This is a genomic window from Geopseudomonas aromaticivorans (assembly GCF_019097855.1).
Taxonomy (GTDB): Bacteria; Pseudomonadota; Gammaproteobacteria; order Pseudomonadales; family Pseudomonadaceae; genus Geopseudomonas; species Geopseudomonas aromaticivorans.
On record NZ_JAHRGL010000019.1, the window covers coordinates 31,853 to 57,927 of the forward strand.

Annotated in this window: 26 protein-coding genes, 2 tRNA genes and 1 pseudogene; 15 read left to right on the plus strand and 14 right to left on the minus strand. The window is 67.0% G+C overall.

The window, feature by feature from the left end:
- Positions 1 to 49: 49 nt before the first annotated feature.
- Positions 50 to 1,153, plus strand: a complete 1,104-nt coding sequence (gene rluB / locus KRX52_RS08300) for a 23S rRNA pseudouridine(2605) synthase RluB (RefSeq protein WP_217681270.1) — start codon at positions 50 to 52, stop codon at positions 1,151 to 1,153.
- 75 nt (positions 1,154 to 1,228) lie between these two features.
- On the opposite strand, the gene sugE is transcribed toward rluB, so the two are convergent.
- A complete protein-coding gene (gene sugE, locus KRX52_RS08305; RefSeq protein WP_217681271.1) occupies positions 1,229 to 1,543 on the minus strand; it encodes a quaternary ammonium compound efflux SMR transporter SugE in 315 nt (104 codons plus the stop codon).
- A gap of 143 nt (positions 1,544 to 1,686) precedes the next feature.
- On the minus strand, positions 1,687 to 2,607 hold the full coding sequence (rdgC, locus tag KRX52_RS08310) for a recombination-associated protein RdgC (RefSeq protein WP_217681272.1): 921 nt from the start codon (positions 2,605 to 2,607) through the stop codon (positions 1,687 to 1,689).
- Positions 2,608 to 2,797: 190 nt separating this feature from the next.
- Between rdgC and KRX52_RS08315 the strand changes: the two genes are divergently transcribed.
- From KRX52_RS08315 to KRX52_RS08340, 6 genes are all read left to right on the plus strand, one after another.
- Positions 2,798 to 2,873, plus strand: a tRNA-Val gene (locus KRX52_RS08315).
- Positions 2,874 to 2,888: 15 nt separating this feature from the next.
- Positions 2,889 to 2,965: transfer RNA gene (locus tag KRX52_RS08320), tRNA-Asp, on the plus strand.
- Positions 2,966 to 3,152: 187 nt separating this feature from the next.
- Positions 3,153 to 3,860, plus strand: coding sequence for a BamJ family beta-barrel-assembly machinery protein (gene bamJ, locus KRX52_RS08325; protein ID WP_217681273.1), 708 nt, complete (start codon positions 3,153 to 3,155; stop codon positions 3,858 to 3,860).
- Between the two features lie 496 nt (positions 3,861 to 4,356).
- A complete protein-coding gene (locus KRX52_RS08330) occupies positions 4,357 to 4,686 on the plus strand; it encodes a helix-turn-helix transcriptional regulator (RefSeq protein WP_217681274.1) in 330 nt (109 codons plus the stop codon).
- A complete protein-coding gene (locus KRX52_RS08335) occupies positions 4,683 to 5,051 on the plus strand; it encodes a hypothetical protein (RefSeq protein ID WP_217681275.1) in 369 nt (122 codons plus the stop codon). Before KRX52_RS08330 ends, KRX52_RS08335 begins: the two co-directional genes overlap by 4 nt.
- Entirely contained in the window at positions 5,051 to 5,524 is a 474-nt protein-coding gene (locus KRX52_RS08340; RefSeq protein WP_217681276.1) for an SEL1-like repeat protein, read from the plus strand. The genes KRX52_RS08335 and KRX52_RS08340 overlap by 1 nt, the downstream gene beginning before the upstream one ends.
- A 43-nt stretch (positions 5,525 to 5,567) precedes the next feature.
- On the opposite strand, the pseudogene KRX52_RS08345 reads toward KRX52_RS08340, so the two are convergent.
- Positions 5,568 to 6,296 (minus strand): annotated as a pseudogene (locus KRX52_RS08345) (EAL domain-containing protein); the annotation flags it as partial.
- Between the two features lie 118 nt (positions 6,297 to 6,414).
- Positions 6,415 to 8,496 (minus strand): carboxy terminal-processing peptidase, encoded by a 2,082-nt coding sequence (locus KRX52_RS08350; RefSeq protein WP_217681278.1) that lies wholly within the window; start codon positions 8,494 to 8,496, stop codon positions 6,415 to 6,417.
- Between the two features lie 181 nt (positions 8,497 to 8,677).
- On the opposite strand from KRX52_RS08350, the gene KRX52_RS08355 reads away from it, so the two are divergent.
- Positions 8,678 to 9,640, plus strand: a complete 963-nt coding sequence (locus KRX52_RS08355) for an NAD(P)H-quinone oxidoreductase (RefSeq protein ID WP_217681279.1) — start codon at positions 8,678 to 8,680, stop codon at positions 9,638 to 9,640.
- Positions 9,641 to 9,709: 69 nt separating this feature from the next.
- Here KRX52_RS08355 and KRX52_RS08360 read toward each other — a convergent pair whose 3' ends face one another.
- The 6 genes from KRX52_RS08360 to minC are packed head-to-tail and all read right to left on the minus strand — an operon-like array spanning position 9,710 to position 14,305.
- A complete protein-coding gene (locus KRX52_RS08360) occupies positions 9,710 to 10,363 on the minus strand; it encodes an HAD family hydrolase (protein ID WP_217681280.1) in 654 nt (217 codons plus the stop codon).
- A gap of 14 nt (positions 10,364 to 10,377) precedes the next feature.
- Positions 10,378 to 11,667 carry a M18 family aminopeptidase gene (locus KRX52_RS08365; RefSeq protein ID WP_217681281.1) on the minus strand — a complete coding sequence of 430 codons (1,290 nt, stop codon included), beginning with the start codon at positions 11,665 to 11,667 and terminating at the stop codon, positions 10,378 to 10,380.
- Positions 11,668 to 11,726: 59 nt separating this feature from the next.
- Complete coding sequence (locus KRX52_RS08370; protein WP_217681282.1) at positions 11,727 to 12,362, minus strand: RluA family pseudouridine synthase; 636 nt, start codon at positions 12,360 to 12,362, stop codon at positions 11,727 to 11,729.
- Positions 12,363 to 12,422: 60 nt separating this feature from the next.
- Positions 12,423 to 12,677 (minus strand): cell division topological specificity factor MinE, encoded by a 255-nt coding sequence (minE, locus tag KRX52_RS08375; protein WP_217681283.1) that lies wholly within the window; start codon positions 12,675 to 12,677, stop codon positions 12,423 to 12,425.
- Entirely contained in the window at positions 12,674 to 13,489 is an 816-nt protein-coding gene (minD, locus tag KRX52_RS08380; RefSeq protein ID WP_217681284.1) for a septum site-determining protein MinD, read from the minus strand. Before minD ends, minE begins: the two co-directional genes overlap by 4 nt.
- A gap of 54 nt (positions 13,490 to 13,543) precedes the next feature.
- Positions 13,544 to 14,305, minus strand: coding sequence for a septum site-determining protein MinC (minC, locus tag KRX52_RS08385; RefSeq protein WP_217681285.1), 762 nt, complete (start codon positions 14,303 to 14,305; stop codon positions 13,544 to 13,546).
- 132 nt (positions 14,306 to 14,437) lie between these two features.
- Between minC and KRX52_RS08390 the strand changes: the two genes are divergently transcribed.
- On the plus strand, positions 14,438 to 15,361 hold the full coding sequence (locus KRX52_RS08390) for a lipid A biosynthesis lauroyl acyltransferase (protein ID WP_217681286.1): 924 nt from the start codon (positions 14,438 to 14,440) through the stop codon (positions 15,359 to 15,361).
- 22 nt (positions 15,362 to 15,383) lie between these two features.
- Here KRX52_RS08390 and KRX52_RS08395 read toward each other — a convergent pair whose 3' ends face one another.
- From KRX52_RS08395 to KRX52_RS08410, 4 genes are all read right to left on the minus strand, one after another.
- On the minus strand, positions 15,384 to 16,244 hold the full coding sequence (locus tag KRX52_RS08395; RefSeq protein WP_217681287.1) for a pirin family protein: 861 nt from the start codon (positions 16,242 to 16,244) through the stop codon (positions 15,384 to 15,386).
- A 108-nt stretch (positions 16,245 to 16,352) separates the two neighbouring features.
- Positions 16,353 to 17,099 (minus strand): MlaA family lipoprotein, encoded by a 747-nt coding sequence (locus KRX52_RS08400; protein WP_437439695.1) that lies wholly within the window; start codon positions 17,097 to 17,099, stop codon positions 16,353 to 16,355.
- 19 nt (positions 17,100 to 17,118) lie between these two features.
- Positions 17,119 to 18,414, minus strand: coding sequence for an alpha/beta fold hydrolase (locus KRX52_RS08405; protein ID WP_217681288.1), 1,296 nt, complete (start codon positions 18,412 to 18,414; stop codon positions 17,119 to 17,121).
- Positions 18,415 to 18,635: 221 nt separating this feature from the next.
- A complete protein-coding gene (locus KRX52_RS08410) occupies positions 18,636 to 18,977 on the minus strand; it encodes a pilin assembly protein (RefSeq protein ID WP_217681289.1) in 342 nt (113 codons plus the stop codon).
- Between the two features lie 129 nt (positions 18,978 to 19,106).
- On the opposite strand from KRX52_RS08410, the gene ppc reads away from it, so the two are divergent.
- The 6 genes from ppc to KRX52_RS08440 all read left to right on the plus strand — a co-directional run bounded on the left by ppc (position 19,107) and on the right by KRX52_RS08440 (position 26,070).
- Positions 19,107 to 21,743, plus strand: a complete 2,637-nt coding sequence (gene ppc, locus KRX52_RS08415; RefSeq protein WP_217681290.1) for a phosphoenolpyruvate carboxylase — start codon at positions 19,107 to 19,109, stop codon at positions 21,741 to 21,743.
- Between the two features lie 166 nt (positions 21,744 to 21,909).
- Positions 21,910 to 22,557, plus strand: a complete 648-nt coding sequence (adk, locus tag KRX52_RS08420) for an adenylate kinase (RefSeq protein WP_217681291.1) — start codon at positions 21,910 to 21,912, stop codon at positions 22,555 to 22,557.
- Between the two features lie 101 nt (positions 22,558 to 22,658).
- Positions 22,659 to 23,333: a tRNA (adenosine(37)-N6)-threonylcarbamoyltransferase complex dimerization subunit type 1 TsaB gene (tsaB, locus tag KRX52_RS08425; RefSeq protein ID WP_217681292.1), complete on the plus strand. Its 675-nt coding sequence runs from the start codon at positions 22,659 to 22,661 to the stop codon at positions 23,331 to 23,333.
- Positions 23,334 to 23,340: 7 nt separating this feature from the next.
- On the plus strand, positions 23,341 to 24,195 hold the full coding sequence (locus KRX52_RS08430) for a DUF72 domain-containing protein (RefSeq protein WP_217681293.1): 855 nt from the start codon (positions 23,341 to 23,343) through the stop codon (positions 24,193 to 24,195).
- A 168-nt stretch (positions 24,196 to 24,363) separates the two neighbouring features.
- The gene (locus KRX52_RS08435; protein ID WP_217681294.1) at positions 24,364 to 25,218 is read left to right on the plus strand and encodes a DMT family transporter; all 855 of its coding nucleotides are present in this window, start codon (positions 24,364 to 24,366) and stop codon (positions 25,216 to 25,218) included.
- A 78-nt stretch (positions 25,219 to 25,296) separates the two neighbouring features.
- Complete coding sequence (locus tag KRX52_RS08440; RefSeq protein WP_217681295.1) at positions 25,297 to 26,070, plus strand: class I SAM-dependent methyltransferase; 774 nt, start codon at positions 25,297 to 25,299, stop codon at positions 26,068 to 26,070.
- Positions 26,071 to 26,075: the final 5 nt, after the last annotated feature.

The window sequence follows — 26,075 nt, forward strand, 5'->3', positions numbered from 1 at the left end:
GCAGATAGAGCCAGTTCACAGAATCCGGTTACACCGGGAGGTGCCCAGAATGAACGAAGAATACAGTTCCGCCGAGTCCGCCGAAGAGTACCGCCCTGCTGGCGAAAAGCTGCAGAAGGTGCTGGCGCGCATGGGCGTCGGCTCGCGCCGTGACGTCGAGGAGTGGATCGCCCGCGGCCGCATCAAGGTCAACGGCGTCGACGCCACCCTCGGCCAGCGCATCGGCTACAAGGACGCCATCGCCCTCGACGGCCGCCTGCTGCGTCGCGAGGAAGACGAAGTGGTGCGCCGCGTACTGATCTACAACAAGCCGGAAGGCGAGGTCTGCACCCGCTCCGATCCGGAAGGCCGGCCGACCGTGTTCGACCGCCTGCCGCGGCCGAAGAGCGGCCGCTGGATCAACATCGGCCGTCTCGACATCAACACCACCGGCCTGCTGATGTTCACCACCGACGGCGAGCTGGCCAACCGCCTGATGCACCCGTCCTACGAGATGGACCGCGAATACGCCGTGCGCGTGCGTGGCGAAGTCACCGACGAGATGCTCGAGAACCTGAAGAACGGCGTGGTGCTCGAGGATGGCCCGGCGCGCTTCACCGACATCAAGGAAGCCCCGCAGGGCGACGGCTTCAACCGCTGGTTCCATTGCGTGGTGATGGAAGGCCGCAACCGCGAGGTGCGTCGCCTGTGGGAGTCTCAGGGGCTGGTGGTCAGCCGTCTGAAGCGCGTGCGCTTCGGTCCGGTGTTCCTCACCGCCGACATGTCGGTAGGCCGCTGGCGCGAGATGGGCCAGGCCGAGGTGGATATCCTCGCCGGCGAAGTCGGCCTCAAGCCGATGGCCCTGCCGGGGATGACCGGCAAGGCGCGCGACAAGCTCGATCGCCAGCAGCGCAAGTCCGCCAAGCCGGTAGCGGGCGAGCGTAGCCGTTCGTCGCGCGGCGACGGCCGGGGTGAGGGTCGCGGACAGGGTTCGCAGCTGGCCGAGCGTCCTGCCGACGTCAAGCGTAGCCAGCGTCCGGCCAAGGGCCGTGACGAGCGCTCCTCGCCGAACCTGACCGAGCGTCCGTCGCGTCAGCCGGCCGCAGCGCAGCCGGGCAAGCGTCGTTCGCAGCCGGCGGGCGAAGGGCAGCGCCCGGGCTTTCGTCGGAAGTAAGCCACTGCCAGGAGGCGTGGCTGAAGGAAAGAAGGCGACCCGCGGGTCGCCTTCTTTGTGTCTGCGTTTTAATCCTCAGCTGGCCAGCTTCAGACCGACCAGGCCGGCAACGATCAGCAGCACGCTGCACAGCCGCAGCGGGCTCAGCGCTTCGCCGAACAGCAGGATCCCGGCCAGCACGGTGCCAACCGCACCGATGCCGGTCCAGATCGCATAGGCGGTGCCCAGCGGCAGCTCTTTCATCGCCAGTCCGAGCAGGGCGATGCTGGCGAGCATGGCGGCGACGGTCAGGATGGTGGGCAGCGGGCGGCTGAAGCCGTCGGTGTATTTCAGGCCGACGGCCCAGCCGACCTCGAGCAGGCCGGCGAACAGCAGGATAAGCCAAGGCATGGGAAGCCTCCTCCAGTGCTAAGGAAGGGGCCGTCCCCGGGTGGTCACTCGACAAGTGCTGAGGTCGTCCTCAGGTGCAGCGCATTATCCATGTGCACCCATTTGGGGCAAGCGACGGTGGTCGCCGGCCCCCGTGATGGAACTCAGATCCCCTGCGGGATTTCCTCGCCGCCAAGGGCCTCGATCAGCTGCGGCAGGAACTCGACGAAGGTCAGCATCATCAGGGTGAAGCTGGCGTCCTGCTGGGCCAGGGCGTCGTCGCCGCCGTCCTGCTCGGCCTGATCCTGCAGCAGGTCCTCGAAGCGCAGGCGCTTGAGTGCCAGCTTGTCGTCGATCAGCAGCGACAGCTTGTCCGACCAGGCCAGGCTCAGCTTGGTCACCAGCTTGCCGGCGGCCAGGTGGTTCTGTACTTCGTCGCTGCCCAGATCCTGGCGCTTGCAGCGCACGATGCCGCCGTCCTCGTGGGTGTCGCGCAGCTCGCACTCGTCCAGCAGTTGCAGGCCGTTGCTGGCCTGCTGGTTCTTCATCCAGTCGGTGAAGGTGGCGGTGGGGGCGACCTTCACGCTGAGCGGGCGCACAGGCAGACTGCCCAAGGCTTCGCGCAGGGTGGAGAGCAGGTCCTCGGCCTTCTTCGGGCTGGAGGCGTCGACCAGGATCAGCCCCTGCTGCGGGGCAATGGCGGCGAAGGTCATGTTGCGGCGGATGAAGGCGCGCGGCAGGAAGGTCTGCACGATCTCGTCCTTGAGCTGGTCACGCTCCTTCTTGTAGACCTTGCGCATCTGCTGTTCTTCGATCTCGTCGATCTTCTCCTTCAGCGCGTCGCGCACCACGCTGCCCGGCAGGATGCGTTCTTCCTTGCGCGCGGCGATCAGCAGGAAGTCCTGGCTGGCGTGTACCAGCGGCGCATCGGCCCCCTTGCCCAGCGGGGCAACGAAGCCGTAGGTGGCCAGCTCCTGGCTGGCGCAGGGACGGGCGGGTTTGCTGGCCAGGGCCGCCTCGAGTTTTTCGACGTCCAGTTGCAGATCCTGGGTAAGGCGGTAGACAAGCAGGTTGCGGAACCACATGGCGACGAGGTACTCCTCAAGCAAAGAGGCTCATTATTCCTGCTGGCGCGCTCGTCGGCCACCGAGGATTGTGCCAAGTGGTTGGTTTGCCTCGAATTTTTTTTTAAAAAAACGCTTGCCAAGGCGAGGCGATCTGCCTAGAATGCGCACCACTTCGAGAGCAAACGCTAACAAGCGAATGCAACAGAATGGGTGATTAGCTCAGCTGGGAGAGCATCTGCCTTACAAGCAGAGGGTCGGCGGTTCGATCCCGTCATCACCCACCACTCTCGAGGTTACGCGCAGCGGTAGTTCAGTCGGTTAGAATACCGGCCTGTCACGCCGGGGGTCGCGGGTTCGAGTCCCGTCCGCTGCGCCATTTTTCTCCCCAAAGTGACAATCCAGGCTAATTTCCCCCAAAAAGTTCAACGCGAAACGTCGCGATTTGAACTTTTCGTCGTTTCTGCATTCCAAAAAATTCCAGCCATAGGCAGCAGCGCTGTCAGCCTGCTAAGCTCGCGCTTTTCCGAGTATGCCGCTGTGGCACCTATCATTAAGGAATATGCATGAAACATCATCGGTTGGCCGCTGCGGTGGCTCTGGTCGGCCTGGTCCTCGCCGGCTGCGACAAGCAGGCGGCCGAGAAGGCGCAGGAGCTCAAGACCCCGGCAGAGAAAGCCTCCTACGGTATCGGTCTGAACATGGGGCGCAGCCTGACCCAGGAAGGCATGAACGATCTCGACTCCAAGGCGGTCGCTCTCGGCATCGAGGATGCCATGGCGAAGAAAGAGCAGCGACTGACCGACGAGCAACTGATGGAAGCCTTCGGTTTCCTGCAGAAGCGTGCCGAGGAGCGCATGGCGGCGCTCGGCGACGAGAACGCCAAGGCTGGCAAGAAGTTCCTCGAGGACAATGGCAAGCGCGAAGGCGTGGTGACCACCGCTTCCGGTCTGCAGTATGAAGTCCTCAAGAAGGCTGACGGTGCACAGCCCAAGGCTGATGACGTGGTCAGCGTGCACTACGAGGGCAAGCTGGTCGATGGCACAGTGTTCGACAGCTCGATCAAGCGTGGTGCTCCGATCGACCTGCCGGTTGGCGGCGTGATCCCGGGTTGGGTCGAAGGCCTGCAGCTGATGCATGTCGGCGAGAAGTACAAGCTGTATATCCCCAGCGAGCTGGCTTACGGCGCGCAGAGCCCGAGCCCGATGATTCCGGCCAACTCAGTGCTGGTCTTCGAGCTGGAACTGCTGAGCATCCAGAAAAAGGCCGAATAAGCCTGTAGCCGGTTTCCTCACCAGCGCCCCGCTTGTCGGGGCGTTGGTGTTTCTGCGTGTGCAGTCCTTGACGTCTGGGCTGGAAAGCCCGTCGGGCGGGGTGGGTGTACTGTGGTTATACACACCTGGATCTAGTCTCTGCGGTGCTGTCAAGAGCTGCCTTGCGCCTGTCGTGAATAATTTTAACTTTCTGATTTGTAAAGGTTTTTTTGGTTGAGCAAAAAATGCCCGATCTGTCTGGAGGCCGCATTCCATGGGCGTCCTACCGACTCTTCCAGATATTGCCCACAAGGTTATCCACAGGATTTGTGGGTAACGCCCACAAGCCCAGTAACCATGCGCCTTGGCTGGGTGTGGGGATAAGTGACAGAGGAAAATGCCGCGCCACTGCGACAAAAAGTCTTTCCGCGGGGCGCTGCCGGCAGCCTTGATCGCTGTGCTGTCATGGCAGTCCGCGCAGGCCTGTTAAACTGAAGCAAAAGGGAGTGATGACCTCATGGCTGTACAAGTGCTAGAGCGCGACGGCGAGCCGGAATATGCGGTGCTGCCGTGGGCCGAATACCAGGAGCTGCTGGCTGCCGCCGGGCGGCAGCCTGTCGTGCGGGCCGCAGCGCCGTTGGTGCAGGAGCCGCCGGTATTCGATCTGGCCAACCTGCGCCGCCTGCGTGAGGCGCGCAATCTTGCCCCGGAGCAGCTGGCTCGCGCCGTGGGCATCAGCCCGCATTACCTGGGGCTGATCGAAAGCGGTGAGCGCCTGCCTGATCAGGCCATCCTGCGCGCGCTGACGCGGCTGTTCGCTGCGGCACCCGAAGGATCTGCGGATTGACCCTGCGTATCAGTCGGCAGCACTGGCAGGGCCTCTTGGAGGCCTTGGAGGAAGCGCGCTGCCAGCGCCACCTGCTGACCTACCGCTCGCTGATCGAGCGTCTCCAGCTGCCGCCGCCGGCGATGACCACCCTGGCCGCAGCGCTCGAGTATCTGGCGGCACTGGACGTGCAGGCCGGGCAACCCCTGCGCAGTGCCCTGGTGATCAGCCAGGGGGCCAGCCGTCTGCCGCGTCCGGGATTCTTCGAGTGTGTCGGGCGCCTCGGACGCTTCAGTGGCGCGCCGGACGGCACCGCTGCCGCGGCTTGGCATGCGGCTGAGGTGGTGCGGGTCTTCGAGTTCGAATTTGTGGGGGGCTCCGAGTGATGCAGCTGTTCTGGCGCCTGCGGGCGCGCATGGGCTATCTGTTGGCCCGCCGCCTGTTCCACTGGCAATGGCTGGTGGGGCAGCCGCGCGCCTGGCGCTGGATGGAAGGGCAGTTCGCGCGCATGGCCAAGCTCGGCGATGCCCGGGCGCAGGATTTCTACGGCCATCTGCTGCTGTTTCGCGGCCAGGGCCTCGGGGCCCGCGAGGAAGGTCTGCGCCTGCTGCGTCTGGCGGCGGCCCAGGGACAGGTCAAGGCGGCCTTCCAGCTTGGCCTGCAGGCCCTCAAGGGCAGTGCGCAGCAGGCGCCGGATGCCGCCGCGGCGCTGCCTTACTGGCGTCAGGCAGCAGCCGGCGGGCATCCGCTGGCGGCGCACAAGCTGGCCGAGTTGCTGCGCGAAGGGGCTCCCGGCGTGGTGGCCGACCCGGCAGAAGCCGAGCGTCTGGAGAGGCGCGCGCGCGAGTTGGGCCTGTGACGGGTCAGGCGCAGACCTTGAGGTCGCGCAGCTTTTCGCTGGCCGGCTGTTCCTGCGGGCGGCCGAGCAGGTAGCCCTGCACCAGATCCACGCCCATCCCGGCCAGGACCTGCAATTCTTCTAGCTGCTCCACGCCTTCGGCAATCACCCGGGCGCGCGCGGTCTGGGCCATGCGCAGGATGGAGCCGACGAACTCGCGCTTGAGCGGGTCGAGGTGGATGCCATCAATGAAGTGGCGGTCGATCTTGACGATATCCGGCCGCAGCTCCGACCACAGGCGCAGGCTCGAGTAGCCGGCGCCGAGGTCGTCCAGGGCGATGGAGAAGCCCATGGCACGGTAGTGACGCAGGGCGCGCTGGAGCAGATCGAAGTCCTCGATCGGCGTCTGTTCGGTCAGTTCGATCACCACCCGCGCCGGTTCGATGCCGCAATCCTGCAGCAGCTGCAGCGTGCGGCCAGACTGGTGCCCCGGCTCGACCAGCAGTTCCGGGCAGACATTGAGGTAGAGCGTGCCGGGGAAGCGCTGGCGGCTGAACTGGGCGCAGGCGCGGGCACGGCTCGCCATTTCCAGCTCGTTCAGCCTTCCGGCGTTGCGGGCTAGGGAAAACAGCGTCAGCGGCGCATGCAGCGGGCTGTTGGAAGGGCCGCGGGTGAGGGCTTCGTAACCGTGGATGCGCTTGCCGGCGAGCGAGACGATGGGCTGGAACAGGGTGTTGAGCAGGTTGTGGGCGAGGATTCGCTCCAGTTCGCTCAACTGTTCGGTGGTGGTCATGCAGGGCTCGGCAGTCAATGAAAAAACGCCCCGGACAGTTGCCGGGGCGAGTTGATTTCACGACTAAATTGTGACGATTTGATGTCGGGAGGTGGTCGAGTGACCATCTCCCGTCGCCTCAATGTTTGGCGACCGCCGAGTTGAGGGTGAGATAGTCCAGCAGGATGCGTCCCGATTCGGCGAGGAAAGCATCCTTTTCCGGCGGCAGCTTGTCTTCCTCGCTGGCGTCAGCCTGCTCTTCCTCGTCCTTCAGTTCTTTCAGCGGCGCCTCGCCCTTGGCGCTGCGGCGGGCGTTCTCCAGGGCCAGCTGGCGCCCTTCGATGTCGTTGCGCTGCGCCTTGCGCTTGTCCTCGTTGAGGCTGACCTCGGTGTTCTGCATCAACTGCTGGCTCAGTTCCAGGCTCTTGCGGGTGAACTCGAAGTCCGGGTCCTTTGCCGTGCGCGCCTCGTGCAGAGTCTTGAGTTCGGCGAGGAACGGGCGGAACGGATCGCTGGCAGGCTTGATCGCCGGGTCGATGCGGTCCCACGGCATGGCGGCCGGCAGGGCGCTTTCGCCGATCTCCTTGACGTCGACGATTGCCGGGTAGGCAATGTCCGGCAGTACGCCCTGATGCTGGGTGCTCTGCCCGGAAACCCGGTAGAACTTGGCCAGGGTCAGCTTCAGCTCGCCGTGGTTGAGCGGCTGGATGGTCTGCACGGTGCCCTTGCCGAAGGTCTGGCCACCGAGGATCAGGGCGCGGTGATAGTCCTGCATGGCACCGGCGAAGATTTCCGAGGCCGAGGCCGACAGGCGGTTGACCAACACGGCCATCGGCCCCTTGTAGTAGGTGCCCTGGTCTTCGTCGGCCAGCACGTCGACGCGCCCGTCGCTGTTGCGCACCAGCACCGTCGGCCCCTGGTCGATGAACAGGCCGGTCAGCTCGGTGGCTTCCTGCAGCGAGCCCCCCCCGTTGTTGCGCAGGTCGATGACCACGCCATCGACCTTCTCCTGCTGGAGTTCGCTCAGCAGCTTGCGCACGTCGCGGGTGGTGCTCTTGTAGTTCGGGTCGCCGCCGCGGTAGGCCTTGAAGTCCAGATAGAAGGCCGGGATCTCGATCACGCCGAGCTTGTAGTCGCGGCCGTCGTGTTCGAGCTTGAGCACCGACTTCTTCGCCGCTTGTTCTTCCAGCTTGACCGCTTCGCGGGTGATCGGCACCACCTTGCTGGTCTGGTCGTTGGCCGCATTGCTGGCCGGGATCACTTCCAGGCGCACTACCGAGTCTTTCGGGCCGCGGATCAGCTTGACCACTTCGTCCAGGCGCCAGCCGATCACGTCGACCATTTCCTTGTCGCCCTGGGCGACGCCGATGATGCGGTCGGCCGGTTTGAGCAGCTTGCTCTTGTCTGCCGGTCCGGCGGGCACCAGGCGCACGACCTTGACGTGCTCATTGTCGCTCTGCAGCACCGCGCCGATGCCTTCCAGCGACAGGCTCATATTGATGTCGAAGTTTTCCGCGTTTTCCGGCGACAGGTAGTTGGTGTGCGGGTCGTAGGTCTGGGTGAAGGCGTTGATGTAGGCTTGGAAAATGTCCTCGCTGCGCGTCTGCGCCAGGCGTGCGAGCTGGTTCTTGTAGCGCTTGCTCAGCAGCTCCTCGATCGCCTTGGGCTCCTTGCCGGCCAGCCTCAGGCGCAGTACCTCATCCTTGACCCGCTTTTGCCACAACTCGTCGAGCGCCTTGCTGTCGGCGGCCCAGGGGGCTTTCTCGCGGTCGGTTTGCAGGCTTTCGTCGCGGCTGAAATCGAACTTATCAACACCCTGGCCGAGCAGCGACAGGGCGAACTCCAGTCGCTCCTGCATGCGTTCAAGCTGGCGCTTGTAGATGACGAAGCCGGGCTGCAGCTCGCCGCTCTTCAAGTAGTCGTCGAAGCGGTAGCGCCAGGGTTCGAAGGCGGCGATGTCGGCGGCGGTGAAGTAGCTGCGCGCCGGGTCGAGGCTCTTCAGGTAGTCGTCGAAGATCTGCGACGAACGGGCATCGTTCAGCGGCGGCTTGTTGTAGTGATGGCGCTTGAGCAGCTCCACTACGTTGAGGCTGGCGACCGTCTGCTCGCGGTCGGGTTGCAGGCCATCCCAGGGATTGGTGCGGGCGGCCGCATTGCTCAGCGGCAGAACGCTGGAGGCCAGGACAAGAGCGAGGGCGGAGCAGGACAGGGAGCGTTTCATCAGATTTTCGCGTCGCAGGGAGTCACGCCAGTTAGGCAACATAAAAGACACATGGTTCCATGGTGCCAGTATAGGGCGTCGGAGGAGGGAGGCTGACGTGAAGCCAGTTTCCGGGTAACAATCCGGCCGCAGACTCCGGCGCGCTCAACGGGCGCCGGGTATTCAACAATATGGAGGTAGCGTGAACGCATTGCAAGGTATCGAGGGACAGCTGGAGTGGGGCGCACAGCCGCGCCCGGAGTGCGACGTCGGCCAGATCCGCATCCGCGTGGCGGCCGCGGGTCTCAATCGCGCCGACCTGCTGCAGCGCAACGGCCTGTACCCGCCGCCGCCGGGCGTGACCCCGGTGCTGGGTCTGGAGTGCTCCGGAGTGGTCAGCGAGGTGGGGGCCGGCAGTCGCTGGCGCGTGGGCGACCGGGTGTGCGCGCTGCTGGCCGGCGGCGGCATGGCTGAGGAGGTGGTGGTGGATGCCGGCCACGCCCTGCCGGTGCCCGAGGGGCTGAGCCTGCAGGAGGCCGCGGTGCTGCCGGAGGTCTACGCCACCGCCTGGCTCAACCTCTTCCAGCTGGGCCGCCTGTTGCCGGGCGAGAAGGTGCTGCTGCACGCCGGTGCCAGCGGCGTCGGTTCTGCCGGCATCCAGCTGTGCAAGGCGTTTGGCAGTCCGTGCTGGGTCAGCGTCGGCTCGGCCGAACGGCTGGCCTATTGCGAGGCCCTGGGCGCCCAGGGTGGGGTGATTCGCGGCGAGACCCTCGACGGCCTGCGTGACTTCGCGCCGTTCGACGTGATCCTCGATCCAGTGGGTGCCAGCTACGCCGAGCTGAACCTCAAGCTGCTCGGCCAGGATGGGCGCTGGGTGATCATCGGTCTGATGGGCGGACGCAAGGCCCAGCTGGATCTGGCCCTGTTGCTGGGCAAGCGCATCCAGATGATCGGCTCGACCCTGCGCAGCCGCGATGCCGAGTCCAAGGCGCAGCTGCTGGCCGAGCTGGAACAGCACGTCTGGCCGCTGTTCAGCGAGGGACGCCTGAAGCCGCAGCTCGAGCGCAGCTACCCGATCAGCGATGCCGAGGCGGCCTTTGCCGCACTGGCCAGCAACGAGGTGCAGGGCAAGGTGGTGTTGGTGGTGGATGCCAGTCTGAACTGAGTGGTTCCGCTGTGGCTGGGGACGCGTCGCGTCCCTGGTCGCGTGCCACCCCTCTCTGTCGGCGGGCGCTCAGCGCCAGTCCAGAACGTCCCAGCCATGTCGCTCGGCATGCTCGCGCAGCGCGGCATCCGGGTTGACCGCATGGGGATGTTCAACGTGGCACAGCAGCGGCAGGTCGTTGCGCGAGTCGGAGTAGAAGTGCGCCCCGCTCAGCGCCTCCCCTTGCGCCTCCAGCCACTGCGCCAGGCGCTGGATCTTGCCCTCGCGGGCGGCGGGGATGCCGCTGAGGCGGCCGCTGTAGTGACCGTGCTGCAGTTCCAGCTCGGTGGCCAGTACCTCGGCGATGCCCAGGCGTGCGGCGATGGCCTGCACCAGAAAGGTTGGCGAGGCGGAGATCATCAGGATGCGGTCGCCAGCGGCGCGATGCTTGGCGATTGCGCGCATGCCGTCGCTGTGGATCAGCGGCTCGATGATCGCCTCGACGAAGGGGCCGGCGACGTACTCGACCTCTTCGCGCGAACGGCCGACCAGCGGCTGCAGGCAGAAGGCCATGTAGTCCTCCAGGCTGACCTGCAGCGCGGCATACAGCGCCACCAGCTCCTGCTCGCGGGGAATGAAGGACTCACGGTCGAGCCAGCCGATGTCGGCCAGGTGTTCCAGCCACAGGCTGGGGCTGTTGCCGCCGATCAGGGTGTCGTCGAGGTCGAAGATCGCCAATGCCACGCTACGCGCTCCGCTTAGGCCAGTTCTGGGCTCTGGTAGAAGGCGGTCAACACCTTAACCAGATGCGCCAGGTCGTGACTGCCAGCCAGCTCGCGGATCGAGTGCATGGCGAAGGTCGGCAGGCCGATGTCGATGGTGGGCACGCCGAGCTTGCTGGCGGTGATCGGCCCGATGGTCGAGCCGCAGCCGAGGTCGCTGCGGGTGACGAAGCACTGCACCGGCACCGCATGCTCGAGGCACAGCTGGCGGAAGAAGCCGGCGGTTTCGCTGTTGCTGGCGTAGCGCTGGTTGTTGTTGACCTTGATCACCGGGCCGCCGTTGAGGCTCGGACCGTGGTTGCCATCGTGCTTGTCGGCATAGTTGGGGTGGACGCCGTGGGCGTTGTCGGCGGAGACCAGCAGCGAGCGCTGGATTGCGCGGACGAAGGTTTCCTCGTCGCTAAGCAGGCGGCGCAGCACCTGCTCCAGCAGCGGGCCATCGGCGCCGCAGGCCGAGCAGGAGCCGATTTCCTCGTGGTCGGTGCACACCAGCACGCAGCTTTCCTCGGCGCCGGCGGCCAGCAGCGCCTCGAGGCCGGCGTAGCAGGACAGCAGGTTGTCCAGCCGCGCGCCGGCGATGAACTCCTGTTCGAGGCCGATCACTGCCGCGCTCTGCGTGTCGTAGAAGCTCAGCTCGAAGTCGAGCACGGCCTCCACCTGGATGCCGTGTTCATGCTCCAGCTGCTTGGCGAGCAGGGTGCGGAAATCGCGCTGCTCGCCGGCGGCCAGCTGGGCGAGGATGGGCGGCAGCTCGGTCTGCTTGTTGATTTCCCAGCCCTGGTTGGCCTCGCGGTTGAGGTGGATGGCCAGGTTGGGGATCACCGCGATCGGTGCCTTGAAGTCGATCAGCCGGCTGTGCAGCTTGCCGTGCTGCCTGAAGGTGACGCGCCCAGCCAGCGACAGGTCGCGGTCGAACCACGGCGCCAGCAGCATGCCCCCGTAGACTTCCACGCCCAGCTGCCAGTAGCCCTGGCGCGCCAGTTCCGGCTGCGGCTTGACCCGCAGGCAGGGGCTGTCGGTATGCGTGCCGACCAGGCGCAGACCGCCCTCCAGCGGGGCGCGGCGGCCGAGCTGGATGGCGATCAGCGAGGAGTCGTTGCGGGTGACGTAGTAGCGTCCGCCGGGCTGTGCCTGCCACGGCTCGCGCTCGTCGAGACGCTGGTAGCCGGCAGCCTCCAGGCGGTGGGCCAGACTGGCGGTGGCATGGAAGGGCGACGGCGAGGCCTTGAGGAAGTCGATCAGGCCCTGGTTGAGTTCTTCGCGCATGACAGCTCCGGCGGCAGTGATCGGCGGAGTTTACCGGAATATGGCCGGCGGGGCCGTGCTCAGAACGGCGCCGGGCTCTCGAAGCGCAGCCGCTCGCCGGTTTGCGGATGGGTCAGGCACAGCAGGCTGGCGTGCAGGCACAGGCGCTCATGGGCGGCCAGCGCCTGCTCGTGGGCGTACAGGCGGTCGCCGAGCAGCGGGTGGCCGATGGACAGCATGTGCACGCGCAGCTGATGGGAACGGCCGGTAATCGGGGTCAGCTCGACCCGGCACCAGTCGCCGCAGCGCTCGACCACGCGCCAGAAGGTCAGGGCATGCTTGCCCAGCTCATGGTCGACGATGTGCCGCGGCTTGTTCGGCGGATCGTAGCGCAGCGGCAGCTCGATGCGCCCGCTGTCGCTGGCCGGCTGGCCCCAGCACAGGGCGGTGTAGGCCTTTTCCGTCTCGCGGTCGTGGAACTGGCGCGACAGTTCGCGGTGGCTGTCGGCATCGCGGGCCAGCACGATCAGGCCGGAGGTTTCCCAGTCCAGGCGGTGGACGATGCGTGCCTCCGGATAGCCGTTGTCCTGCAGACGGGTGACCAGGCAGTCACGGTTGTCCTCGGCGCGGCCGGGCACCGAGAGCAGCAGGGTTGGCTTGTTGATGACCAGCAGGGCGGCGTCCTGGTGGACGATTTCGATATTCGACAGTGGCATGGGGGTTCCACAAATGACAGCGGCGGCCCGCAGGCCGCCGCATGACACACCCGGGCCCGATCAGCGCTCGGGCAGGGTGATGTTGAGCTCCAGGATCGAGCAGGTGCCCTGGTTTTCCAGAGCGACCTGGACTTGGTCCTGGTCGATGGGTACGTACTTACGGATGACCGCGATCAACTCTTCCTGCAGGGCCGGCAGATAGTCGGGCTGGCCGCGGCTCCCGCGCTCATGGGCGACGATGATCTGCAGGCGTTCCTTGGCGATCGAGGCAGAGGTGGTCTTCTTGCGCGAGAGGAGGAAGTCGAAGATGCTCATTCACGGCCTCCGAACAGGCGTTGCAGCAGTCCCTTTTTCTGCACTTCGAGGAAGCGGTGTGGCACTTCCTTGCCGAGCAGGCGATCGACCGCGTCGCCGTAGGCCTGGCCGGCATCGCTCTGCTCGTCGAGGATCACTGGCACGCCCTGGTTGGAGGCCTTGAGCACCGCCTGGGATTCGGGGATCACGCCGATCAGACCGATGGAGAGGATCTCCTCGACGTCGTCGACGCTGAGCATCTCGCCCTTGGCGACGCGCTCGGGGTTGTAGCGGGTCAGCAGCAGGTGTTCCTTGATTGGCTCCTCGCCTTTTTCCGCGCGCTGCGACTTGCTGGCGAGCAGGCCGAGGATGCGGTCGGAGTCGCGTACCGAGGACACTTCCGGGTTGGTCACGACGATGGCGATGTCGGCGAAGTACATCGCCATGTGCGCACCGGTCTCGATGCCCGCCGGGGAGTCGCAGAGGATATACTCGAAGTCCTTCTTCAGCTCCTCCATGACCCGCTCGACGCCTTCCTTGGTCAGCGCTTCCTTGTCGCGGGTCTGGCTGGCGGCCAGCACGTAGAGGTTGTCGAGGCGCTTGTCCTTGATCAGGGCCTGGCCGAGGGTCGCCTCGTTGTGGATCACGTTGACGAAGTCGTACACCACGCGGCGTTCGCAGCCCATGATCAGGTCGAGGTTACGCAGACCGACGTCGAAGTCGACGATCACGGTCTTGTGCCCACGCAGGGCGAGGCCGGTGCCGATGGCGGCGCTGGAAGTCGTCTTGCCCACGCCACCCTTGCCGGAAGTTACAACAATGATTTTCGCCAAGGTGTTTACCCCAGATGAATGGTTTCAGGTCCCTGAATTGGCCGGGAGTATCCGTTAAAGGCGGGTGATGTTCAACACGTCGCCCGACAGGCTGACTTGCACCGCTTTGCCCCACTGCGGACTGCGCCGCAGATCCTCGGCGACCTTGTAGCGGCCGGCGATGGAGAGCAGTTCGGCAGTCAGTTGCTGGCAGAAGATTCGCGCCTCGACATTGCCATTCGCTCCGGCCAATACGCGCCCGCGCAGCGGACCGTAGACATGGATATTGCCGTCGGCGATAAGTTCCGCCCCTGGGCTGACCGCCGACAGCACCACCAGATCGCCGCCGTGGGCATAGATCTGCTGACCGCCGCGCACCGGACGGGTGATGACGAGGGTCGGTTGCACCTCGGGTTCGGCTGGTTGCGCGTCCTCGGCCGGCTCTGCCTCCGCCGGCTCGGGGGGCGGTGCCTCGATGGGCTCGGGCAGTGGCCGCTCGCGCCCGCTGGCCGGGGGCAGCAACGGCAGGCCCAGCTCTTCGACCGCCGCGATGTCGCCGGGGCGGCTGGCGCGCGCGCCGAGGGCCAGCAGGCCGTGGCGGTGGCAGATATCAAGCAGGCTGCCGAGATCCAGCTCGGCATCCGCTTCGGCGAGATGCTCGAGGCCGAGCAGCACGGGGGTGTCGTTGAAGAAGTTGGGCGCCTTGGCGACCTTCTCGGCCAGCTGCCGGTCGAGGCGTGCCAGGTCGTTGCGGGCAAGCTCCAGCACGGTGATCGCGAGCATGTTGCCCTTGAGCCGGAATACGGGGTCTTGGTCGGTCAGATCAGCTAGGTTCATGTCGGTTGCAGCCTGGAATATGCCGAGGACTTATAGCGACAACCCAACGGGGTCGCAAGTTGCATGCATGGCTGATTCGCCCGTGCGTGACGGGGTAGAATAATCGGCCTGTTCGCCTGACTGGATGTGTTGATGGAACGTCCCCGCTTTCGTGCTGCCTTTCTTCATCCGCGCTTCTGGCTGCTGTGGCTGGGGTTGGGGTTGCTCTGGTTGGTGGTGCAGCTGCCCTACAAGGCGCTGCTGAAGCTCGGGCGAGCGCTCGGTGCCCTGATGCTGCTGGGTGCCAGGTCGCGCCGGCATATCGCTGCACGCAACCTCGAGCTGTGTTTTCCCGAGCTCTCCGCCAGCGAGCGTGCGCGCCTGCTGCGCGAGAACTTCGCCTCCAGTGGTATCGCCTTCTTCGAGATGGCGATGAGCTGGTGGTGGCCACGTGCCCGCCTGGCCCGCCTGGCGCATGTCGAGGGGCTGGAACACCTGCAGGCTGCCCAGCGCGAGGGGCAGGGGGTGATCCTGATGTCCCTGCACTTCACCACCCTGGAAATCGGCGCCGCGCTGCTCGGCCAGCGCCACACCATCGACGGCATGTACCGCGAGCACAAGAACCCGCTGTTCGACTATATCCAGCGCCACGGTCGCGAGCGGCACAACCTCGACGCCAGCGCCATCGAGCGCGATGACGTGCGCGCCATGCTCAAGGTGCTGCGCGCCGGCCATGCCATCTGGTACGCGCCGGACCAGGACTATGGCCGCAAGCAGAGTATTTTCGTACCGCTGTTCGGCGTCCCCGCGGCCACCGTCACCGCCACCAGCAAGTTCGCCCGCCTGGGCAAGGCGCGCGTGATCCCCTTCACCCAGCAGCGCCTGGCCGATGGCTCCGGCTATCGCCTGACCATCCATCCGCCGCTGCAAGACTTCCCCGGCGCCAGCGAGGAAGCCGACTGCCTGCGTATCAACCAGTGGGTCGAACAGGCGGTGCGCGTCTGTCCCGAGCAGTACCTGTGGGCGCACCGGCGCTTCAAGACCCGCCCGGAGGGCGAGCCGAAGCTCTACGGCTGACGAGACTGCACGGGCGTACCGCTCAGGCGAAACGCCCGTTGCGATAGTCGTCCAGCGCCTGCTCGATTTCCTCCCGGCTGTTCATCACGAACGGACCGTACTGCACGATCGGCTCGTGCAGCGGCCGTGCGGCGATCAGCAGCGCCCGGGCACCGTTGGCGCTGGTCAGGTGCAGGTTGTCGCCATCGCTCAGGCGGGCCAGCTGGCCGCTGGGGATGGTCTGGTCGTGCTGGCCGCGCACGGTCAGCTCGCCCTCAAAGACGTGCAGCAGCACGTTGTGGCCGCGCGGCAGATCCGGCATCAGGCAGGCGCCGGCGGGAAAACTCAGGTCGAACAGCTGCGGCTCGGTATGCGGGCGCTGCACGGCGCCGGCCTGCTCCTGCGTGCCTTCCTTGAAGCGCCCGGCGATCACCCGCACCCCGACGCCGTGGGCGCTGGTCAGCTGCGGAATCTCGCCCGGGGCGAAGTCACGGTAGCCGGCCGGGCCCATCTTGTCTGCCGCCGGCAGGTTGAGCCAGAGCTGGAAGCCGAACAGGCGGCCCTGCTCCTGCTCGGGCATCTCGCTGTGGACGATGCCGCGTGCCGCGGTCATCCACTGCACGCCGCCGGGTTCGAGCAGGCCGCGGTGGCCGAGTTGGTCCTCATGGCGCATGCGTCCCTCGATCATGACCGTCACGGTCTCGAAGCCGCGGTGCGGGTGCGCCGGGAAGCCGCCGATGTAGTCGCGTGCGTCGAAGGAGTCGAAGGCATCCAGCATCAGGACGGGGTCGAAGCGCTCCAGGCCGGCACCGCCGATGATGCGGGTCAGGCGCACGCCAGCGCCGTCCGAAGTGGCGCGGCCGCTGTGCAGGTCGAGGATGTCGCGGTAATGGGGGTAGCTCATGGCGCAGCTCCTTGATTCAGGTTGTGCCACCATTCTGGTTCAATGGACTGGATCGTTGGGTGCTGTTTTTGCGTCAAATCCATCGGTCATGTCGATTGATTGGGTGTCTCACTCGCGGATCTGCAGGCGCCGCGCCTCGGTGTAGACGTAGCGCACCTTCTCGTACTCGAACGGCGTATTGAGCTGGCCGTAGCGGAAGTCGTTGATGTGGCGGCGGTCGATGGCCATCAGGCTGTAGTACTCGGCCGGCCGCGCGGTGAGGCCGCTGAGGTCGGCGAGGTTCAGCGCGCTGCCCACGGTGCTGTCGAAGGCCAGCCCGCCGGTATCGCGCAGGTTGGACGGGCCGAGCAGCGGCAGCACCAGGTAGGGGCCTTCCTCGGCACCCCAGTAGCCGAGCGTCTGGCCGAAGTCCTCGGCGCGCCGCTCCAGGCCCATGTGGCTGGCCGGGTCCCACAGCCCGCCGACGCCGAGGGTGGTATTGAGCAGCAGGCGCGTGGTGGTGTGCAGGGCGTCGCGGCCCTCGAGCTGCAGCAGGTGGTTGGCCAGGTTGGGGACCTCGCCGAGGTTGGCGAAGAAGTGGCTGACGCCGCTGCGCAGCACCCGAGGGGTGACGAAACGGTAGCCATTGACCAGCGGCAGGTAGACCCATTCGTCGAAGCGCTGGTTGAAGTGGTAGATGCGCCGGTTCCACTCCTCCCAGGGGTCGTTCACTACCAGTGCGACCAGTGTGGCGCGCTCGAACTCGTGCTGGTTGAGCTGCGGGTTGAACTTCAGCGCCTCCAGTGGCCGGGTGAAGCCGTCGGCGTCGGGCTCGGCCACGGCGATGCCGCTCAGGGTCAGCAGGGCGCCCAGCAGCAGGGCGCGCAGGGAATGCTCAGTCACGGAGGAACTCCAGCATGGCCTGGGTGTTGACCCGGTAGTTCATGTTGCCGCAGTGCCCGCCATACGGAAACAGCGTCAGGCGCTCGCCGAGAGTGCGGCGCAGAAAGCCGAGATCGCCCGGACTGAGGATCATATCGTCGCGGTTGTGGAATACGCGGATCTTGTCGCTGCTGGCCAGGTAGGTGCGCAACGAGTAGAGGCTGACCTGGTCGATCATCTGCAGCAGGCTCTTGCCGTCGCCCTGCCGTCGCCAGTACGGCATCAGCTGCTCGTGGATGTAGCACTCGAAGTCGCAGAGCAGGGCGCGCTTGAAGAAGGGGGTGAGGCTGGTGCCCTCGTCCATCGGATAGGTCGGCGGGATGATGAAGCCGCGGCGGTTGATCAGGTCCGAGGTAAAGGCAATGTCGGCCGCGGCGAAGCGGAAGACCGTGCCGATCAGCATGGCCATCTCCTCGTCGGAGAGCCGCTGTTTCGACTGCTGGAAGTCGTAGAGCATCGCCGCGTCGATCTGCGCCGTGCCGCGCTCTTCGAAGTAGCGCGCCAGCTTGCCGAGCACCAGGTCGTAGAAGGTGCTGCTGTTGTCGACGCCCTTGACCTCGGTCTGCACCAGGCGGTCGAGATTGGCCACCGAGGTGTACAGGTTCACCGGCGGGTTGATCAGCAGCACCCGGTGGAAGTTGAACGCCTTGCGGCTTTCATCGAGGTGGCTGACGAAGGCGGCGTTCAGGCCGCCGAGGCTGTAGCCGACCAGGTCATAGCCGGTCACCGGCAGATCCCGCTGCTGCTCGCGAACTTTCTCCATCACCTGGTACAGGTCGATGGCATCGCGGTCGGAAATGCCCGGGGTGGCATGCCGCGAGGCCGCGGCCATGAAGTCGTAGCTGGTCGGCGAGGACAGTTGCACCACATGGTAGCCGGCGCCGTAGAACAGCCGTTTCAGGTCCTCGGTCTTTTCGTTGGCGTAGTGCGCCCCGGTGCCGGAGATGATGAACACCAGCGGTGCCGGGCCGTTCTGGCGGGCCAGGCGGTACTTCAGCGACTTGACCGGCCAGAAGTTGTCCGGCAGCTCACGCCGCGGGCGCAGGCGCAGGCTGTAGTCGGCCTGGTCGATATCGGCAGCGTCCGGCAGGGCGGGGCGCAACTCCGGCGGCGCGGTGGCGATGGTCGCCTCGAACGGGTTGGCCAGCGGAAAACCGTAGCTCACGGCGTCAATCTCGTTGACGGCGGCCTGGGCGTTGCCCAGCCAGAGGCCGGCCAGAAGCGCGAGAAGGCGTGAGACGCGGGGCATGGGTGTCCTTGGGCTGTGATCTAGACAGAGTCAGACTCGCACGGGTACCGCGAGTTGCCTTGCGTTCCGCTGCGTCCGGACCAGCGGGGCCGGACGAACGGTACGCTTGGCATGAGTATGGGCGGTTTGCCGGGGCAAATTCCAGCCACGGGCTTAGGCCGGGGCGGAGAGGTCCGTTCCGGCAACAATCCCGTCGCGGGACTGTTTCTGAGTGCGTCGGCTCAGAAGTCGTCGTCGTCGCTCTGGCTCAGCTCCTGTCTATGTTTGCGGGCGAGGGCAAGGAAGCGGGGAGTCAGGCCGATGTCCTCGTACAGCGGATCGCCCTGCTCGTCGGTGGCCACCACCTTGCTTCCCTTCACATAGGCAAAGCTTTCCTCCAGTTCCTGCAGCGCGGCGCCAACCAGTCCGCCCAGCAGTTCCTCGGTGCTCCGCCTGGGGTACATCTCCCTGAGGGCCGCGAGGCGCGCGGCCGACTCCAGATCCAGTGGAATGCAATAGGTGCTCTTGCTCAGCGCACCCTTGGCGCTGAGCTCCCACTCGTTGACCAGATCGCGGATCTTCATCGATACCTCCCGGCCTGGGGTTGCTGTCGGTAACGCAGGTGTCCTGAGAAAAAGCCTAGACTGCCATTGGCACTCGTGCAGCCCTGTGGGTGTAACGGGCAGCAACGAAGCGTGGGCGGGAGAAAGGGCATGGCGGAAATCGACGCACGACTGCGCGAGGATGTGCACCTGTTGGGCGAGCTGCTCGGTGACACCTTCCGCGCCGAGCGCGGCGCGAAGTTCCTGGTTAAGATCGAGCACATCCGCCAGGGCGCCAAGACGGCGCGGCGCGGCTCGGCGGAGGGCGCGCGGCAGCTGGCGCAGACCCTCGATGCCCTGGCCGAGGACGAGCTGTTGCCGGTGGCGCGCGCGTTCAACCAGTTTCTCAACCTGGCCAACATCGCCGAGCAGTACCATCGCGTCCGCCGTCGGCGGGCGGACGAGCCGCTGCCGTTCGAGGAGCGGCTGCTGGGCGAGCTGCTCGAACGTCTGCAGGCCGCCGGCCACAGCCGGCAGGACCTGGCGCGGCAGATCGCCGGGCTGGATATCGAGCTGGTGCTCACCGCGCATCCCACCGAGGTGACCCGGCGCACTCTGATCCAGAAGTACGATGCCATCGCCGCCTGCCTGGCGGCGCGCGACCACGCCGACCTGTCGCGGCGCGAGCAGGCGCGGATACGCCGCGAACTGTGCCGCCTGCTCGCCGAGGTCTGGCATACCGAGGAGATCCGGCGCAGCAAGCCGACCCCGGTGGACGAGGCCAAGTGGGGCTTTGCGGTGATCGAGCATTCGCTGTGGCGCGCCCTGCCGGACTTCCTGCGCGGCGTCGACGAGCTGCTGCACTGCTGCTGCGGCACGCGCCTGCCGCTGGCGGCGACACCGGTGCGCTTCGCCTCGTGGATGGGCGGCGACCGCGACGGCAATCCCAACGTCACCGCCGCGGTCACCGTCGAGGTGCTGCTGCAGGCGCGCCGCCTGGCCGCCGAGCTGCACCTGCGCGACGTCGAGCGGCTGATTACCGACCTGTCCATGCACCAGGCCAGTCCCGCCCTGCGCGCGCGGGTCGGCGAGACGCCGGAGCCGTACCGCGCGCTGTTGCGCGAGCTGCGCACGCGGCTGTTTGCCACCCGCGACTGGGCGGCCGCCGCCCTGCGGGATGGCCGCGCGCCCGATGCGCTGGTGCTGCAGGACAACGGCGAGCTGCTCGAGCCGCTGCTGCTCTGCTACGACTCGCTGAGCGCCTGCGGGATGGACAGCATCGCTGACGGTCCGCTGCTCGACAGCCTGCGCCGCGCCCACACCTTCGGCCTGTTTCTGGTGCGCCTGGACATCCGTCAGGACGCCAGCCGGCATGTCGCCGCCCTCGACGAGATCACCACCTACCTCGGCCTGGGCCGCTACGCCGAGTGGGACGAGGGGCAGCGCCTGGTGTTTCTCCAGCGCGAACTGGCCAATCCGCGACCATTGCTGCCGGCGCATTGCCGGCCGTCTGCGGACACCGCCGAGGTGCTGGCGACCTGCCGGGTGGCGGCGCAGACGCCGGCTGCCGCCCTGGGCTCCTACGTGATCTCCATGGCCGGGGCGCCGAGCGATGTGCTGGCGGTGCAACTGCTGCTCAAGGAGGCCGGCCTGCAGCGCCCGCTGCGCGTCGTGCCCCTGTTCGAGACGCTGGAGGATCTGGAGCATGCCGGCGCAGCGATCGACCGCCTGCTGGCCGTGCCCGGCTATCGGGAGGGTCTGGCCGGGCCGCAGGAGGTGATGATCGGCTACTCCGATTCGGCCAAGGATGCCGGCACCGTCGCCGCGGCCTGGGCGCAGTACCGCGCCCAGGAGGCGCTGGTGGCGGTGTGCGCCCGGCATGGCGTCGAGCTGCTGCTGTTCCACGGCCGCGGCGGCACCGTGGGCCGCGGCGGTGGCCCGGCGCATGCGGCCATTCTCTCGCAACCGCCCGGCTCGGTGGCCGGGCGTTTTCGCGTCACCGAACAGGGCGAGGTGATCCGCTTCAAGTTCGGCCTGCCTGGTGTCGCCGAGCAGAACCTCAACCTTTATCTGGCCGCCGTGCTGGAGGCCACCCTGCTGCCGCCGCCCACGCCGACCGCCGAGTGGCGTGCGCTGATGGAGCACCTGGCCGCCGACGGGGTGGCTGCCTATCGCGCCGTGGTGCGCGAGCATCCGCAGTTCGTCGAGTATTTCCGCCAGGCTACCCCGGAGCTGGAGTTGGGCCGTCTGCCGCTGGGCAGTCGGCCGGCGCGCCGGCGCAGCGGCGGGGTGGAGAGCCTGCGGGCGATTCCGTGGATCTTCGCCTGGACCCAGACGCGGCTGATGCTGCCGGCCTGGCTCGGTTGGGAGACCGCGCTGGAGCGGGCGGTGGCGCGCGGCGAGGCCGAGCTGCTGCAGGAGATGCGTGCGCATTGGCCGTTCTTCCGCACGCGGATCGACATGCTGGAGATGGTGCTGGTCAAGGCCGATGCCGACATCGCGCGCCTGTATGACGAGCGTCTGGTCGAGGAAAACCTGCGCGGATTGGGGCAACAGTTGCGCGACCTGTTGTCGCAGGCGGTGCGTATGGTGCTGGGGCTGACCGGGCAGACGCAGCTGCTGGGCAATGACCCGGTGCTGCGCGAGTCGATCAGCGTGCGCGACCCTTATCTCGACCCCCTGCACCTGCTGCAGGTGGAGCTTCTGGCGCGTTCGCGCAAGCTCGCCGAGCACGGCGAAAGTCCGCTGGAACAGGCCCTGCTGGTGAGTGTCGCGGGCATCGCGGCGGGACTGCGTAACACGGGGTGAAGCGGTTTAGCGTAGATCCGTACGCATCTTGTGTCCTGCTGGACAGCTGTGTATTTTGGTCTGCTTTTTCGGCGCCCGATTTCATGCTAGGGGCGAAAACAAAAATTTCGAGATTGGCCCCACGAGGCGAATCCAAGATTTCCTACATCCTTTCTGGAGCAATACGATGCGTGTGATTCTGCTGGGGGCGCCGGGTGCCGGCAAAGGTACTCAGGCTCGCTTCATCACCGAGAAATTCGGCATTCCGCAAATCTCCACCGGCGACATGCTGCGTGCCGCGGTCAAGGCCGAGAGCCCGCTGGGCCTGCAGGTCAAGGAAGTGATGGCGAGCGGCGGCCTGGTCTCCGACGAGATCATCATCGGCCTGATCAAGGAGCGCATCGTCGCCGCCGACTGCGCCAACGGCTTCCTGTTCGACGGCTTCCCGCGCACCATCCCGCAGGCCGAAGCGCTGCGCGATGCCGGCGTCGAAATCGACCATGTGCTGGAAATCGCCGTGGAAGATGCGGAAATCATCAGCCGCATGTCCGGCCGCCGCGTCCACCCGGCCTCCGGGCGTACCTACCACCTGCAGTACAACCCGCCGAAGGTGGCCGGCAAGGATGACGAGACCGGTGAAGAGCTGATCCAGCGCGAAGACGACCTGGAAGAAACCGTGCGCAAGCGCCTGGACGTGTACCACGCGCAGACCCTGCCGCTGGTTGGCTTCTATCAAGACCTAGAAGGTTCCGCCGGCAAGCCCAAGTACTCCCGCGTCGAGGGTGTCGGCAGCGTCGAAGAGATCACCGCCAAGGTGCTCGCCGCACTGAGCTGATCCGCTTCGCGCTGTGCCGACGGCCCGCCTTGTGCGGGCCGTTTGCATTCTGCAGTGCTGTTACAATGCCCGCCCGTTTTTGACCGTACCGGACCTCCGACATGACCACCCTGCTGGCCCTGGATACCGCCACCGAAGCCTGTTCCGTCGCACTGCTGCACGAGGGGCGTGTCTTCAGCCGCTACGAGGTAATTCCGCGCCTGCATGCCCAGCGCGTGCTGCCGATGGTGCAGGAACTGCTGGCCGAGGCCGGCATCGCCCTCGCTGCGGTGCAGGCCATCGCCTTCGGCCGTGGCCCGGGCGCCTTCACCGGCGTGCGCATTGCCGTGGGCGTGGTGCAGGGCCTGGCCTTTGCCCTCGACCGTCCGGTGCTGCCGATCTCCAACCTTGCCGTGATGGCCCAGCGTGCCCATCGCGAGCAGGGCGCGACCCAGGTGGCGACCGCCATCGATGCGCGGATGGACGAGCTGTATTGGGGCTGCTATCGCCTGGAACAGGGCGAGATGCGCCTGGCCGGCGTGGAGGCCGTGTTGCCGCCTGAGCAGGTCGCGCTGCCGCGCGGCGCCGAGGGCGAATGGTTCGGCGCCGGCACCGGCTGGGCCTTCGCCTCGCGCATCCCGGTGCAGGTGCAGGCCATGGATGCTGGCCTGCTGCCGCACGCCGAGGACCTGCTGACCCTCGCCACCTTCGCCTGGGCGCGCGGCGAGGCGGTGGTCGCCGACCAGGCGCAGCCGGTGTACCTGCGCGACAACGTCGCCACGCCGAAGAAGGCCTGAGCCGGCGGTGCTGCCGTACTTCCTCGGCTGCCCGTCGTGGAACGAGCCGGCCTGGCGCGGTTCGCTGTATCCGGCCGGCCTGGCCAGCCGTGACTTTCTTCCCGCCTACGGCCGGGTGTTCAACGCGGTGGAAGGCAATACCACCTTCTACGCCCGGCCTGCGGCGGCGACCCTGGCGCGTTGGGCGCAGTTGATGCCGGCAGGCTTTCACTTCTGCGCCAAGCTGCCGCGCGACATCAGCCACGAAGGCGACCTGCGCGCCAATCTCGCCGCTGCCGGCGAGTTCCTCGATCTGCTGGCGCCGCTCGGGGCGCGGGTCATGCCGCTGTGGCTGCAGCTGCCGGCCAGCTTCGGCCCGCCGCGCCTCGGCGAGCTGGCAGCCTTTGTCGAGGGGCTACCGGGTGGGCGCAGCCTGGCGGTGGAGGTGCGCCACCCGGCGTTCTTCGCCCGCGGCGACGAGGAGAAGGCGCTCAACCGCCTGCTACTGGGGCGCGGCGCCGAGCGGATCTGCCTCGACTCGCGGCCGCTGTTCAGCTGCACCGCGCGCACTCCGGCGGTGTTGCATGCGCAGAGCAAGAAGCCGCGCGTGCCGCCGCGCCCGGCGGCTTTTACCGCGTTTCCGCAGGTGCGTTTTATCGGTCATCCGCAGCTCGAGGCCAACGATGCTTTTCTTGCTCCCTGGCTGGACAAGGTCGCCGGCTGGATCGAGGAAGGCCGCACCCCGCACGTCTTCCTGCATACCCCTGACAACCACCTGGCGCCCGAACTGGCGCGGCGTTTTCACGAGCGGCTGATGGCGCGCCTGCCCGGTCTGCCGGCGTTGCCGGATAGCGGCGGAGGCGAACAGCTCGACCTGCTGTAGGGTGCGCCCTGCGCACCATAAGCCGCTATCGTCGGTTATTGGTGCGCGCGGCGCACCCTACGAGCGCCCGTCCACCCGCTGCGCCGCGAGGCGGCAGTCCAAAGTCGCACCCCGCTGCCGCACCTTTCGCGCTACCCTCTGCGCACCACCACAGACTGGATGTCTGCCATGCCCCTGCCGCGCCTGGCGCTGCTCACCGCCCTGGCCATGCTGGCCTTTGCAGCCAACTCGCTGCTGTGCCGCATCGCCCTGCGCGATGGTCATATCGATGCCGCCAGCTTCACCGCCATCCGCCTGCTCGGTGGAGCGCTGGCGCTGTGGCTGATCGTGCGCCTGCGCCCAGCGGTACCGCGCGCGCCGCTGGGGGGCAGCAATCTCTCGGCGCTGGCGCTGTTCGTCTACGCGGCGGGGTTTTCCTGGGCCTATGTGCAACTGTCCGCCGCCAGCGGTGCCCTGTTGCTGTTCGGTGCGGTGCAGGCCAGCATGATCCTCTGGGGGTTGTGGCGCGGCGAGCGCCTGTCGGCAGGGCAGGGTTGCGGCCTGCTGCTGGCCTTTGCCGGCCTGGCCGTGCTGCTGTTGCCCGGAGCCAGTGCGCCGGCTGTGCTGCCGGCCCTGTTGATGCTGCTGGCCGGGGTGGCCTGGGGCGCGTATTCCCTGCGCGGGCGCGGCGCCGGCGATGCCACCGCGCATACGGCCGGCAACTTCATCCGGGCGCTGCCGCTGGCACTGCTGCTCGGCCTGCTCGGCCTGCCGTGGGCGCAGCTGGATGTTGCCGGCCTTGGCTATGCGCTGCTTTCCGGCGCCCTGGCATCCGGTGTCGGCTATGCCCTCTGGTATGCCGTGCTGCCGGCACTGCGCGCCACCCAGGCCGCGACCGTCCAGCTCAGCGTGCCGCTGCTGACCGCCGTGCTGGGCGTGCTGTTGCTGGATGAAGCCTTCGACCGGCGCCTGCTGCTAGCCGCGGTGCTGCTGCTGGGCGGGGTGGCTTGGGTGCTGCTGGGGCGTTCGCCAGCCAGGCGATAGGGCAGGCCGGCGCATTCTTTGGCAAAATGGCGGCCCCCGCATCGCCAGCGATGCCCTGCCCATTTCGCGGAAGCCCCGATGTCTGTCACTGCCCCCCGAGTCCGGATCCAAGCCCTCACTCCTGCCCATGCCGCCGCCGCCCGCCAGTGGGCCGAGCGACTTGGGCTGGGCGAGGAGGGCGAGGCCGAGTTCGCCCTGCAGCTGGGCGACGAAGGCCTGCAGCTGGCCGAGCTCGGCCCGGATGCGCCGGGGCCGGTGCGTGTCGACTTCGTCGAGGGCGGCGCTGCCCATCGCCGGCGCTTCGGTGGCGGCGCCGGGCAGATGATTGCCAAGGCGGTCGGCGTGCAGCCCGGCGTGCGCCCGCGGGTGCTGGATGCCACCGCCGGCCTCGGCCGCGATGCCTTCGTCCTCGCCAGCCTGGGGTGCGAGGTCAGCCTGATCGAGCGTCAGCCGCTGATCGCCGCGCTGCTCGAGGACGGCCTGGCGCGCGCCGCCCGCGACCCGGAAGTGGCGCCCATCGTGGCCCACATGCAGCTGCTGACCGGCAACGCCGTGGCGCTCATGGGCGCCTGGCAGGGCGAGCCGCCGCAGGTGATCTACCTCGACCCGATGTTCCCGCACCGCGACAAGAGCGCGCTGGTGAAGAAGGAAATGCGCCTGTTCCGCCCCTTGGTGGGCGACGATCTCGACGCCCCGGCGCTGCTCGACGCGGCCCTGGCCCTGGCCAGCCACCGCGTGGTGGTCAAGCGCCCGCGCAAGGCGCCGTGCATCGACGGCGCCAAGCCGTCCTACCAGCTCGAAGGCAAGTCCAGCCGCTACGACATTTATCCGAAGAAGGCGCTGAAGGGCTAGGCTGA